This is a genomic window from Bacteroidales bacterium (assembly GCA_035353855.1).
Taxonomy (GTDB): domain Bacteria; phylum Bacteroidota; class Bacteroidia; order Bacteroidales; family CG2-30-32-10; genus DAOQAK01.
In genome coordinates, this window is the sequence record DAOQAK010000075.1 from 1 (window position 1) to 12,973 (window position 12,973).

Consider the following 12,973-nt stretch of genomic DNA (forward strand, 5'->3'; position numbering starts at 1 on the left):
AAGAACAGTCATGTAATCAATTGAAAATGTTCTAACTAAGACGCAACGCTAGTGAGTTGTTATGATAAATTTGTTTCATCCAAAAAATCACAAGGAACATTACCTCTTATAAAAAAACCATTTAAAGGATCTGTATAGTTTGAGTTATTTGATGTCCAACCAGACCAATAATTTTCAGCTTTAGCATCCCAGTATTCCTGATATGCATATAATGCTAAATAGAGTTCATATGCAGTATGAGCTGCATCTTCATATTGCCCATTATTTTTTAATAGATAATATTCTGTTGCAAGAGTTCCTATATATAAACCTGTGTATTTACCAATTTGTCCATAATCAATATTTGTCCATTGATCTGGATTATTACTTTGATTTGGATCGTTTGGTGCATCAATTAAATTTCTAACGCAAATAATCTGACTCTCTCCCCATTTCTCACCCGGTACAACAAAATACTTTAATCTATTTCTGTAATACCAATATTTCATCATATCAATAGAAACTTGACTATAAGATATAGAATTATATGAAAAAGTAATTAATAGAATTACTATCTGTTTAAAAATTTTATTTTTCATAAAACAATTTTTTAATAAAAACTTATATGTTTTTTGTTAATCTCCTTTAAGTTCAATATTATATTCTTTATTATTATAATTCGTTTTAAGTTTAACATTATTTGCTTTAAGTTTTAGAATATTCCATTCAGGCTTTTTGTTACCTCCAAAAGGACCAGTTCCTCTTATACCATATGATGTTTTTATATTTAATACCTTCTCTTTATTTATTAACTCCCATTGCCAAGTTAAATCAGTCTCTACTCCATCTTTTCTCAAACCATCAATTACACAAACATCATTTTCGCTTTGACCAGAATAATAAAAGTTAAAACTTAGACCTAAACTATCATTAAATAAATTCAAAGAATCAACACCATTTACTGTATACTGAGTAAGCGTATAGGTGCCATATAATCTTTTTTTAGCCGAGCGCAAACTAAAGCAAGGTCCTTCTTCATATTTTTTGCAGCCTTCGGTGATGGCTGTTATTACTATAAGTATGATAAGTAGTTTTTTCATGTTTTTAGAATTTTGTCATTTACTTATGCTATTATTTATGGTCATTTACTGCGTGTCATTTTTGGTCATTAGGTTTTCATTCATTGTTTTTAATAGTCATTAGTAGCAAGTCGTCCACCACGGCGGAATATACACTCCTGCCCCATCTCCTGTTAAAACAAAATATTGCAAACGATTACAGTAAAACTAATATTTCATTAAATTTTCACCGGAGGTTTGTGAACTTACTAATTTTGGTAAAAATACCATAACTATAAGAATGACTAAAACATTTAATTGTGTTTTCATTTTTATATTTTCTTAAGTTCAATAATATATGTAGAAGTATGAGGAGTAATAAAAAAATCATAGTAATCTTCAACTTTTATCTTTAACTCCTTATTTGATAATCTTAATATTGTCCATATAGCGTTTCTGTCATTTCCAAATGGACCAATAGAATTCGTAATTAGGAAAGAGGAATCTGCAAGAAAATTGATATTAATTTTATTTTTTTCATTATAAAAATACCAAAACCCTAAATAAACTTTATCTGTAATACAATTTGTTAATTTTAATTTCCAGTTATTGTTGTCTGCTAAATTGTAGACTTCATTTGTAAATTCTATTTTGCAACCCAATTTTGAAAAATATTCAATAGTAGAATCTATACCATTTATGTAAAACTTATCAATTTTCCATGTTCCTGTCATACGTTTTTTTGCCGAGCGCAAACTAAAGCAAGGTCCTTCTTCATATTTTTTGCAGCCTTCGGCAAGGGCTGTTATTGCTATAAGTATGATAAGTAGTTTTTTCATAATATTAAGTTATAAGGGTATAAAGGTATAGGGGTATAAGGGGATAGGGAAATAAGGTTTTTTGTAAATTTATTTTTTTATACCATATACCATATACCATATACCTCTATACCTCTATACCGTATACCTTTATACCATATACCTTTTTTTATTGAATAATAACTTTTGCAAATCTAAAGAAATAGATTTTTAGAAAATAAAAAAAGCTGCCAATTTTTTTTTTGACAGCTTTCAATGTATGATAATAATTGTTACATTCTTTTTTCTTTAATTCTGGCTTTTTTACCTCTTAATCCGCGGATGTAGAATATACGAGCCCTGCGAACAACGCCTTTTTTATTCAGTTCGATTTTTTCAATAAAAGGTGAAGCAATAGGGAATATCCTTTCAACGCCAATATTACCTGATATTTTGCGAACAGTAAAAGTTTCTGTAGCGCCATCGCCGCATCGTTGCAAAACAATACCCTGATATTGCTGAATACGTTCTTTATTACCTTCAATAATTTTATAATGAACAGTAATAGTATCGCCGGCTTTAAAAGCTGGGTAATCTTTTTTCGGCATTAGTTCCTGCTCAATCTGTTTTATAATTTCTGCCTTCATGACTTCTTGATATTTAAATATTAATCTTCAAAAACGGAGTGCAAATGTATGAATATTTTTTAAGTATTCACAAATTTTACAAAAAAAATAAATTAATTGGGAAACAGTTGCTTCTGTTAATTTCGTTGCAAATATAATTATACTCGTTCTTATCAGGTTTGCAAAGGCAAAACTGTTTAGAACGAGTTATACCGTACAGAAAACAAAAAATATTTTTGCAAAACTCTTTTCTGTCGGTATAATTATACCAATTGTTAATTTAAAATAGGCCAAAGGATATTTTAAATTTTACAATGGTTATGCCGATGACATAGATGTTATAGTACAATTTATTGGACTATTACATATATACAATCGGTATTAAAGATATTTTATAAAAAAAACCGACCGCTTGAAGAAAATGAATGATGTTTTTACTGGTATGAAACAGTGTTATTCACGATATATTATTTTATACCAATTGTTCAGGAGCAACACTTTGCTTTTGCGGGATATGACACACACGCAAAAAGAATAATTATTTTTCTTCGTCGAGTAATTTAGGACGGCGTTGTTTTGTCCTTTCAATAGCTTTATCAATTTGCCATTGCTTAATGAGTTTTTCATTTCCTGATAAAAGAACTTCGGGAACTTTCCATCCACGGTAATCCGCGGGACGTGTATATGCTGGTGGCGAAATTAAATTATCCTGGAAAGAATCAGATAGGGCAGAGGTTTCGTCATTTAATACTCCCGGTATTAGTCGTATTATAGAATCGCAATATACTGCTGCTGCAAGTTCTCCACCGCTTAATACATAATCGCCGACAGAAATTTCTTTCGTGATGAAATGTTCGCGTATACGTTCGTCAATACCTTTATAATGTCCGCAAAGAATAATTACATTATTATATAAAGAACATTTATTTGCAAGTTTTTGTTCAAGCAGTTCCCCATCAGGGCTCATGTATATCACTTCATCGTATTTTCTGTCGGCTTTCAAATCGTCAATACATAATGCGATGGGTTCAATCATCATTACCATTCCTGCACCGCCACCAAAGGGATAATCGTCAACACTCCGGTGTTTGTTTGTAGTGTAATTCCTGATGTCGTGAATATGAATTTCGACAATGCCTTTATCTTTTGCCCTTTTAATTATGGAATGGTCAAAAGGTCCGTTGAACATTTCAGGAAATATTGTAAGAATATCTATTCGCATATCAGGTTTCTTTAATTACTGCTTGTTTTCCTTTAATTACAGCTATCCATTTTGGAATAGCATTAATAATAATTGTGATAGCACAGAAAATAATTATCAAAGTTAAAGTAAAATTAATGATTCCCTGCACTTGTGTTGCATCAACAAACATTTGTGGCCAGTATATGTTAATGATATTTTCAAACGCTGCAGTAAGTGTTGTTATTCCTACAAAGACCAAAGGGATGATTGTTACCCATGCATATTTTGCGCGTCCACGGTTAATAATGTACGATGTGCCGATGACTAAAGCAATGGTAGCAAGCAACTGGTTAGCTGTTCCAAACATAGGCCATATTGTAGATACACTTCCCGAGTAAATAAAATATCCCCATGCAAATACAATGATTCCGCTGGCCAAAAGATTTCCGGGTAGCCAGTTTGTTCGAGCAAATGGTTTGTAAATTTTTCCTAAAGTTTCCTGTAAAACAAATCGCCCTATCCTGGTTCCGGCGTCAATCGTGGTCAGGATGAAAAGCGCTTCAAACATGATAGCGAAGTGGTACCAGTATGACATCAAATGTTTAAGTCCGCCAATAGATGAAAATATTTGTGCCATGCCAACAGCAAGCGATACGGCACCACCTGTTCTTCCGATAATTTTCTCACCTACTTCATTGGATAGCTCATTAATGTTGGAATCAGTGAATCCCATGGCATGCAATTGAGGTAATATCGTTTGTAATTTTTCAGGAGAAACATTTATCATGAAATAATCAAGGGGTAAAAGACTGGCAGCGGCAATAAGCGCCAGGATGCTTACCATGCCTTCTACAAGCATAGCACCAACAGCAATAGGTTTAATATGTTTTTCGCTCATGATCATTTTTGGAGTGGTGCCCGAACTTACTAAAGCATGAAACCCTGAAATAGCACCGCAAGCAATAGTGATAAAAAGATATGGAAATAAAGTGCCGGGGATGATAGGACCTCCGCCATGCGTAAATGTTGTGAATGCAGGCATTTTTAAATCAGGAGCCACAACAATAATACCTACTGCAAGCAAGGCTATGACTGCAATTTTCATTATGGAACTGAGGTAATCGCGTGGTGCTAATAAAAGCCATACAGGTAATACCGATGCAAGAAACCCGTATCCTGCAAGTAACAGGGTAAGCGATTTATGATCGAAAGTAAACCATGATGCAAATGGTGAATCGGGAATATAGCGTCCGTATATTACTGCGAGCGATAATATTATTATCCCGAAAATTGTTGCTTCAGTTGTTTTCCCTTTACGGATTTTATATATCCACACACCCATAGTTAGTGCAATTGGTATGGTTGCAGCTATAGTGAATGTTCCCCATGAACTTTCAGATAACGAATTTACAACCACCAGCCCGAGTCCGGCCATTGCAATTACAAGAATAATAAGTATTGCAAGCGAAGAAATTCCACCGCTTAATTTGCTGACTTCTGTTCTTGCAATTTCTGCTAAAGATTTTCCATCATGACGAATTGATGCTGTGAGAATAACTACATCATGCACTGAACCTGCTACTACAGCGCCTATGAGCATCCATAAGAATCCGGGGAAATACCCGAATTGAACGGCAAGAACAGGACCCACCAATGGACCGGCGCCCGCTATTGCTGCAAAATGATGCCCGAATAACACCCACTTGCTTGTTGGCTGGTAATTCTGACCATCATAAAGCCGGTTTGAAGGGGTAAGCTTAGTTTCGTTGATCATCAAAACTTTTGAAGCAATAAAACTGAAATAAAAACGGTAAGCTAAAGCAAATATAGCCAGTGCAGCTATTACTAATGGCATTGCATTCATTGTAAATATTTTTTATAACAATAAACAAAAGTAAGTAAAACTAAAATGCTTTTAATTTTAATGAATAAATTTTTTAGTGTATAAAATAATTAAATTTGCATCTTTCTAACCTTAATTTATGCAGGCAATCAGTAATAACTGGACCAAACAACAAATAAGAGAAATTTATAAATTACCTTTAATCGACCTTATTTTTAAAGCAGCTTCTTTACACAGGGAATTTCATGAGTATTCAAAAATAAAAATCAGTAAACTGATTTCATTTAAAACAGGAGCCTGTTCACAGGATTGTGCTTATTGCGCGCAGTCATCACGATACACCACACATGTAATTCCGCATAGATCGTTAAGTGTTGAAGAAGTTTTAAACGAAGCAATTGAAGCAAAACAGGAAGGAGTGGAGCGTGTATGTTTAAGCGCATCGTGGCGTGATATACCTGATGGAAAAGAATTTGAAAATGTTTTGGAAATGATTTCCCAAATAAAAAAAGAAGGATTGAGTGTGTGTTGTACCATGGGGATGATGAATGAAGACCAGGCTGCAAAACTTGCTGATGCAGGTATTACAGCATACAATCATAACCTTGATACTTCCGATGAACATTATCCAAAAATCATAACAACACGTTCATATAAAGAAAGACTGGCAACTATAGACTGCCTGATTAATGCCGGAGTTCAGCATTGCACCGGTGGAATCATTGGTTTGGGTGAAACGGATGAAGATAGAATTTCAATGATTCATCAATTAGCAACAATGCGGAAACATCCGTACACTGTGCCTTTGAATGTACTTGTCCCTGTTAAAGGAACTCCATTGGAAAATAATCCCATTCTTTCATCATGGGAAATGATGCGGATGATAGCCACCGTGAGAATGGTTATGCCAAAATCGATGATATGTCTTGCTGCCGGCAGAAAGCAAATGACAGAAGAAGCGCAGGCATTATGTTTTTTAGCCGGAGCAAATTCTATTTTTGTAGGAACAAAATTATTAACAACACCAAATCCTGAAATTGATAGCGATATGGAATTGTTGAAAATATTGGGGTTGCAAGCACATTGAAATAAAAATGTCATTAAGTCATTTATTGTCATTAAAAGTAAATTAGGAAATTGATTGAAAAAATAAACGATAAGAGGTGGCAAATATTTAATATGTATTATTTGAAAATTGTCCCGTAGGGACAGAATATTGGTAAAAATATAATACATATAATTGAGAGCCCACACGCCATAGGGCGATGCAGGTAGGGGCGAAATATAAATGTTTGTTGAATTCAAAATCGTAATTCATAAATCTAAAATCATAAAATCTAAAATAACTTTGTTCTCTTCCGAAAAATATTTAAATGACGCTCTTGATAAACGCAGGAACAACGGCTCATTCCGAACATTAAAAGTGTTGCATGATATGGTCGATTTTTGTTCGAACGATTATCTTGGATTTTCAACAACCGGCGAGCTTCATGCGCGCATACTTGATTTTAATCAGAAACAACCCAGGCAAATTGTTGAAGGCTCAACCGGCTCACGCCTGATATCAGGTAATTCAGCAGTTACCGAAAGTTTGGAAGAATTTATTGCTTCTTATCACGATGCAGAAGCTGCACTGATTTTTAATTCAGGCTATGATGCCAATGTCGGGCTTTTCTCAAGTGTTCCCAAAAGAGGCGATACCATTTTTTATGATGAGTTGGTACATGCATCCATCCGTGACGGTATCCGTTTGAGCTATGCAAAGGCTTATTCATTCAGGCATAATGATGTGGAACATTTGAAAGAATTATTTAAACTGGCTAATGGAAATGTTTACGTTGCTGTTGAAAGTGTGTATTCGATGGATGGTGACAAAGCACCTATAATTGAGATTGCTGCTTTTTGTGATGAAAAAAATGCCAACCTTATTGTTGACGAAGCCCATGCCACCGGTGTTTTTGGCCCACAGGGAAAAGGTTGTGTAGCTGAAAATATTTTAGAGAAGAAAGTTTTTGCAAGAGTACATACTTATGGAAAAGCAATGGGAACGCATGGTGCAGTGGTTGCTGGAAGTAAAATATTAAAAGATTACTTAATAAATTTTGCACGTTCGTTTATTTATACTACCGCTTTACCTTTGCATTCGCTGATAGCAATACGTTGTGCTTATGCTTTGCTTTCTGAAAGCGACGAAGCAAACCAATCGTTACTGAAGAATATTAAATTTTTCAGAAAGATTGTTTATGAAAACGAAAAGATAAATATTATAAAAAGCTCAAGTCCGATTCAAAGTATAATTATCCCGGGTAATGAAAAAGTTGTTGCAGTTGCTAAAGCAATACAGGTAAAAGGATTTGATGTGCGCCCCATCCTGAGCCCTACGGTGACGGCAGGAAAAGAAAGATTGCGGATTTGTATTCATTCATTTAATAACGAAGAAGAAATAAAAACGTTAACAGAAATAATTGAAAAGTTTGTGTAAAAAGATATCGCTGATTCTCGTAAATTAAACGCTCTGCGAAAATTTGCGAAATAAATCTGCGAATATCTGCGAGAAATATTTGTAAGATAAAATGAAAAAATATTTTGTAACAGGCATCGGTACAGGGGTAGGGAAGACGGTAGTTTCAGCAATTTTGGTTGAAGCTTTGAAAGCCGATTACTGGAAACCTATACAGTGTGGTGAGCTTGAAAATTCCGATTCGGATATTGTACGAAATTTAATTTCTAATTCACAAACAAAAATTCATCCTGAAACCTATCGGCTTAAAACTCCGGCATCGCCGCATTATGCAGCCGAAGTAGAAAAAATAAAAATCGATATTGAGAAAATTATTATTCCTGAAACAAAAAATGATTTAATTATTGAAGGTGCCGGCGGACTGATGGTTCCATTGAATGATGATTTTTTAATGATAGATTTAATCAAACAGTTGAATGCGGAAGTGATTCTTGTTTCGCAAAATTATTTAGGAAGTATAAATCATACTTTACTTTCACTAGAAGCGTTAAAAAGCCGCAATATTCCTGTGAAAGGAATTGTTTTTAACAGTGAGCCAAATCATTCTTCTGAAAAATATATACTTGAAAATTCAAAAATTCCCTGCGTATTAAATCTGTTTCAACAGAAAAAAGTTGACAAGGCTTTAGTTGTAAAGTACGCGACAAAAATAATTAATCTTGTATAAAGCAGAAATATTATTTCTCTGTGGAACTCTGGAAACTCAGTGCTCTCAGTGTTGAAAAATTTAAAACTCAAAGTACACTGAGAAAAATAAAAAGAGTTACACCGAGGTTTTAAATATTTTTAAGAAAAAAGGGAATAATGAAAAAATCAAAATTCCCTTTTCTGTTATCAGTACTGGATTTGAGCAGTATGTCTTTTTTTATAACAATCCGCCATTTTTATAAATAGCAATCTGAACATCGGTAAATTTATCAATATCGGCGGTCTTATTATTTTTTAGATTTGTTACTTTGCCCTGGGCCATATCTACTTTTATTTTATCACCATCCTGTAAGTCAATGACTGCAATCTTTTCGGGGTTGTAAGTTAAAATAGGCATAGCTGCATTAATAGCATTTCGTTCGTATATCGCTCCATACGATTCGGCAAGAATACAAGATATTCCAAGAGAAATAAAACAGTCAACAGCTTGCTGACGTGAACTTCCGGCACCAAAATTTTTCGCTGTAATAATGATATCTCCTGCTTTTGCTTTCTTAGCAAAGTCTTCGTAACCTTTTAAATTATCAAAAGAGTATTGTCCCATTTCCTTGATATCAGTAATGGTCAGGTAACGGTTGTGATATATCATATCGGTATCAATATCATCTTTTTTGATAATCCAAACGCGACCTTCAACAACCAAAGGCTTTTCGGCGATTTCTTTTTTTACAACAGCTGATTTTTTCATGTATTCTTTCTTTTCAAATACAGCAGGTTGTTGTGGAATATCGTCGGGAGTGGTAATAAAACCGGCAATAGCCGAAGCTGCCACTACAGCAGGAGATGCCAGGTATACAAAGCCTTTTCCCTGTTTTCCTTCAAAGTTTCGGTTGCCTGTACTGATGGTAACTTCACCCGGTCCGTTTTGTCCTATTTGTCCGGCAGCACATCCTGCACATCCTGCATTGGAAACCATAGCGCCGGCATCTTTAAAAATATTTATCAGTCCTTCATTCATACACTGGTTCCAAACAGCATCAGTAGAAGGAACAATTTTCAATACGACACCGGGAGCAACTTTTTTATTTTTTAAAATAGCAGCAGCAATACGCATATCTTCGATACGTCCATTAGTGCAACTTCCAATAAATGCAGAATCAATTTTTGATTTTTTTACAGAAGCAACAGAAGTATCATCATGCGGATGCCCCGGTTTTGCTACCATAGGAACAAATTTTGAAATGTCAATGTCATGAACCTGTTCATATTTTGCGTTGGCATCAGCTTTTATCAATTCCAATTTGTGTCCGGTCTTTTCTTCGCAGTATTTCATTATTTCAGGCGATGGCGTGAAAAGCAGAATGATAGCACCCATTTCTGTGGCCATTGATGAAATGGTGATGCGTTCATCGAGTGTGAATTTCTCAACAGCTTCACCATAAATTTCAACAGAAAAACCAAGCAATTTATTTGCACCGAAAATAGAAAGTAAATTCAGAACAATATCTTTTGCAGAAACATCAGCAGGACGTTTTCCATTCAAATTAATTTTCACCGATCTCGGAACTTTGAACCATACTGCGCCTTTAGCCCAGGCTGCTGCAATATCCTGGTCACCCATTCCCTGACCAAATGAGCCAATAGCGCCCATGATGTTGGCATGTGAGTCGGTAGAAACAAAAGTACTGCCGGGCCATGCAAGACCACTGTCGATAGCGAGATGCGTGCCAATACCGGTGTTCACATCATAAACTGCAATTCCGTTCTCGCGTGCATACTGCCTGCAATACTGCTGGTTTTGCGCATACTTCTGGTCGGAACCGCCGGGATTACAGTCGAAAGTAAAACATGTTTTTGATGCATCGTTTACTTTTAAACCATTATCCAAAAGATTTTTTACCACGTTGGCGCCACCAAAATCACGTGCTGCGCGAGTGTCGATAAATACATCAATAATTTCATCCGACTTTACTTCGGATTTGTTGGCATGCTTTGCCAGTATCTTTTCTATTAAGTTCATATTATATAATTTTTATTTCATTTATTTTTCATGTGATTAGTGTTTATGCTGTCAGGATGAGTTTATCGAAGACTGACATTCATCAAATAATCTACTTATTTAACCACTAAGACACTAAGTACACTAAGCAACTTTATTTAAGCCTGTCTTTAAAAGGTTCAAAGGTCATGAAGTCGGCATGATGAACAACAAAGGCTTCGGTGGTTCTTTTAACCATATCGCCTTCGCCGGCATGTGTTGCAATAATATGACAAACATCAGCCGGAACACCACACTGTTCAGCTAATGAAACTCCGGAGAACGGATGACGTAAATATTTCCCATATTTTCCCTGAACTGATTTTCCGTCTTTCATTTCATATTCTAAAAGTTTACCAACGTCAGCAAGAATAGCACCTGCTATAAGTACATCAAGATTTACCGGTAAATCATTCTTGAAAAATTTATTCATCTGGTCGGCGCAATCCTTGGCAATATGTACTACTGCACGTTTGTGATCCATGAATGATACTTTTAAATCAGGTCCGGCAAGTAAAGTAAAAGGAATAGTATTCAGGTCGTCAACAGTAAGAACACTTTTCTGAAGTGCCAGTGCCCAGGTGTTGGTAGTCTTTTCGCGAAGATCGGCATTTTTTATCCATTCCAGTTCCGGCCATAATTTTTTTGCTTTATCAATAAATTCTTGTTTAATATTGTCGCACATATTTTTTTCTCCTTTATTTATTATAAGAAGAGACGTCGCATGCAACGTCTCATTCTCAGTTTAAAATATTTTGATTTTTTTATTTCAGTTTAGCAATGATTGCATCGGCCATTTGTTTAGTTGAAGCAGCGCCCTGGTTAATAACTTCAGGAGTACCTTTCATTTTCAACATATCATAAGCCCTGACTTTACCTTCTTTCACAACATCGCCAACAGCTTTGCGAATGCGGTTAGCCAATTCCATTTCGTTCAGATGTTCAAGCATCATCACTGCTGAAAGCACCATGGCTATTGGGTTTACAATAGATACTTTATAATCGGCATATTTAGGAGCCGAGCCATGTGTGGGTTCAAAAACAGCTACGCCTGATTCTGGGTTGAATTGTGCTGAAGTAGCAAAACCAAGTCCTCCGATTAAACCTGCGAATGCATCGGATACGATGTCGCCAAACATGTTTTCGGAAACAATTACATGGTAGTTTTCAGGATTTTTTGTTAGCCACATCATCATTGCATCGATGTTTACGTCTTCAACCCAAATGTTCGGATATTCTTTTTTACTCATTTCCTGTGCAATTTTCAGCATCATTCCTGATGTTTCACGAATCACATTTGGTTTTTCGCAAAGCGTAACTTTATCAAAACCACGTTTCTTAGCATATTCAAATGCTGCTTTAATAATGCGGGTACAATATTTTTTTGTAACAATACGAGTAGAAACAGCTAATTCAGGACGCGGACACCATGCAAAATTATCTTTGAATCTTGGGTGAGACATTAATGCATCATATACATTGTCGGGAGGATTGGTCCATTCCACACCACCATATAAACCTTCAGTGTTCTGACGAAAGATCATACAATCAACTACCGGTTCATCTACGCCGCCATTAGAAGCACGACGAACAAAGTTGAGCGGATTGCCAACCAAAGTCTGACATGGACGCATGCAAATATCCAGTCCAAACTTCTGACGCATAGTAACAATAGGACTGTAATATACAAATCCTTTATCTTTTAATTCGGGCGCCAGTTCAGCAGTTGCTTTGTCTTTTGGTTTTGAGGTAATAGCTCCAAACAATCCGATTTTATGTTTTTCCAAAAGTTTCAATGTACGGTCGGGTAGCGGATTTCCTTCCTTGCACCAAAACTCCCAGCCTATATCTCCATTGACATATTCTGCATCAAAGCCAGCAGCAGTTAGTACACGGATGGTTTCTTCCAACACTACATTACCAATGCCATCTCCGGGCATAGCTACAATTGTTCTTTTTGCCATATATATAAGTTTTTTTAATGATTTATGCCACGAAATTACAATAGAAAAAGCAAATTGCAATATTTTCAATATACTGCAAACACCCTTATTCATTAAGCATCTCGTAATATGCAACTTTTAAAACATTCGATTGTCAAGGCTTTGCTTTAAAATAAATTTATTTTCACCCTGTTATATCTAAAGATTCACATGATTATCAATGAATTGAAAAATAAAACCAAAATACTTTTTTTAATCCTAAAAAAAATATCTCTAAAAATGTTGGAGTTTCCTCAAAAATTTCAAACAGGGAACAAAGAAAGCTGAAAATCGTCAA

At 35.2% G+C, this 12,973-nt stretch carries 12 protein-coding genes; 3 read left to right on the forward strand and 9 right to left on the reverse strand.

What is annotated here, in order from left to right:
- Nucleotides 1–59 precede the first annotated feature (59 nt).
- The 6 genes from PKK00_14495 to PKK00_14520 all read right to left on the reverse strand — a co-directional run bounded on the left by PKK00_14495 (nt 60) and on the right by PKK00_14520 (nt 5,507).
- Nucleotides 60–578, reverse strand: a complete 519-nt coding sequence (locus PKK00_14495) for a hypothetical protein (GenBank protein ID HNW99612.1) — start codon at nt 576–578, stop codon at nt 60–62.
- 36 nt (nt 579–614) lie between these two features.
- Complete coding sequence (locus tag PKK00_14500) at nt 615–1,079, reverse strand: hypothetical protein (protein HNW99613.1); 465 nt, start codon at nt 1,077–1,079, stop codon at nt 615–617.
- A 290-nt stretch (nt 1,080–1,369) separates the two neighbouring features.
- Nucleotides 1,370–1,876: a hypothetical protein gene (locus tag PKK00_14505; GenBank protein ID HNW99614.1), complete on the reverse strand. Its 507-nt coding sequence runs from the start codon at nt 1,874–1,876 to the stop codon at nt 1,370–1,372.
- Between the two features lie 251 nt (nt 1,877–2,127).
- A complete protein-coding gene (gene rplS, locus PKK00_14510) occupies nt 2,128–2,481 on the reverse strand; it encodes a 50S ribosomal protein L19 (GenBank protein HNW99615.1) in 354 nt (117 codons plus the stop codon).
- A 517-nt stretch (nt 2,482–2,998) separates the two neighbouring features.
- Nucleotides 2,999–3,682: a tRNA (guanosine(37)-N1)-methyltransferase TrmD gene (trmD, locus tag PKK00_14515; protein ID HNW99616.1), complete on the reverse strand. Its 684-nt coding sequence runs from the start codon at nt 3,680–3,682 to the stop codon at nt 2,999–3,001.
- 1 nt (nt 3,683) lies between these two features.
- Nucleotides 3,684–5,507, reverse strand: coding sequence for a carbon starvation protein A (locus PKK00_14520; GenBank protein HNW99617.1), 1,824 nt, complete (start codon nt 5,505–5,507; stop codon nt 3,684–3,686).
- Between the two features lie 118 nt (nt 5,508–5,625).
- Between PKK00_14520 and bioB the strand changes: the two genes are divergently transcribed.
- From bioB to bioD, 3 genes are all read left to right on the forward strand, one after another.
- Nucleotides 5,626–6,573, forward strand: coding sequence for a biotin synthase BioB (bioB, locus tag PKK00_14525; GenBank protein HNW99618.1), 948 nt, complete (start codon nt 5,626–5,628; stop codon nt 6,571–6,573).
- Between the two features lie 201 nt (nt 6,574–6,774).
- Complete coding sequence (locus PKK00_14530) at nt 6,775–7,968, forward strand: pyridoxal phosphate-dependent aminotransferase family protein (protein ID HNW99619.1); 1,194 nt, start codon at nt 6,775–6,777, stop codon at nt 7,966–7,968.
- Nucleotides 7,969–8,059: 91 nt separating this feature from the next.
- A complete protein-coding gene (gene bioD / locus PKK00_14535; GenBank protein ID HNW99620.1) occupies nt 8,060–8,674 on the forward strand; it encodes a dethiobiotin synthase in 615 nt (204 codons plus the stop codon).
- A gap of 198 nt (nt 8,675–8,872) precedes the next feature.
- Here the strand turns inward: bioD and PKK00_14540 are convergent, their stop codons facing one another.
- From PKK00_14540 to PKK00_14550, 3 genes are all read right to left on the reverse strand, one after another.
- Nucleotides 8,873–10,675: an aconitase/3-isopropylmalate dehydratase large subunit family protein gene (locus PKK00_14540; protein ID HNW99621.1), complete on the reverse strand. Its 1,803-nt coding sequence runs from the start codon at nt 10,673–10,675 to the stop codon at nt 8,873–8,875.
- Between the two features lie 133 nt (nt 10,676–10,808).
- The gene (locus PKK00_14545; protein ID HNW99622.1) at nt 10,809–11,378 is read right to left on the reverse strand and encodes an HDIG domain-containing protein; all 570 of its coding nucleotides are present in this window, start codon (nt 11,376–11,378) and stop codon (nt 10,809–10,811) included.
- A 79-nt stretch (nt 11,379–11,457) separates the two neighbouring features.
- A complete protein-coding gene (locus PKK00_14550) occupies nt 11,458–12,657 on the reverse strand; it encodes an isocitrate/isopropylmalate family dehydrogenase (GenBank protein HNW99623.1) in 1,200 nt (399 codons plus the stop codon).
- Between the last annotated feature and the right edge of the window lie 316 nt (nt 12,658–12,973).

Excerpts from the sequence above, each read along its gene's own strand:
- PKK00_14530 (HNW99619.1), top strand. The coding sequence starts at position 6,775 with ATGTTTGTTGAATTCAAAATCGTAATTCATAAATCTAAAATCATAAAA.
- PKK00_14520 (HNW99617.1), bottom strand. The coding sequence starts at position 5,507 with ATGAATGCAATGCCATTAGTAATAGCTGCACTGGCTATATTTGCTTTA.
- trmD (HNW99616.1), bottom strand. The coding sequence starts at position 3,682 with ATGCGAATAGATATTCTTACAATATTTCCTGAAATGTTCAACGGACCT.
- PKK00_14495 (HNW99612.1), bottom strand. The coding sequence starts at position 578 with ATGAAAAATAAAATTTTTAAACAGATAGTAATTCTATTAATTACTTTT.
- PKK00_14545 (HNW99622.1), bottom strand. The coding sequence starts at position 11,378 with ATGTGCGACAATATTAAACAAGAATTTATTGATAAAGCAAAAAAATTA.
- PKK00_14500 (HNW99613.1), bottom strand. The coding sequence starts at position 1,079 with ATGAAAAAACTACTTATCATACTTATAGTAATAACAGCCATCACCGAA.
- bioB (HNW99618.1), top strand. The coding sequence starts at position 5,626 with ATGCAGGCAATCAGTAATAACTGGACCAAACAACAAATAAGAGAAATT.
- PKK00_14550 (HNW99623.1), bottom strand. The coding sequence starts at position 12,657 with ATGGCAAAAAGAACAATTGTAGCTATGCCCGGAGATGGCATTGGTAAT.
- rplS (HNW99615.1), bottom strand. The coding sequence starts at position 2,481 with ATGAAGGCAGAAATTATAAAACAGATTGAGCAGGAACTAATGCCGAAA.
- PKK00_14540 (HNW99621.1), bottom strand. The coding sequence starts at position 10,675 with ATGAACTTAATAGAAAAGATACTGGCAAAGCATGCCAACAAATCCGAA.
- bioD (HNW99620.1), top strand. The coding sequence starts at position 8,060 with ATGAAAAAATATTTTGTAACAGGCATCGGTACAGGGGTAGGGAAGACG.
- PKK00_14505 (HNW99614.1), bottom strand. The coding sequence starts at position 1,876 with ATGAAAAAACTACTTATCATACTTATAGCAATAACAGCCCTTGCCGAA.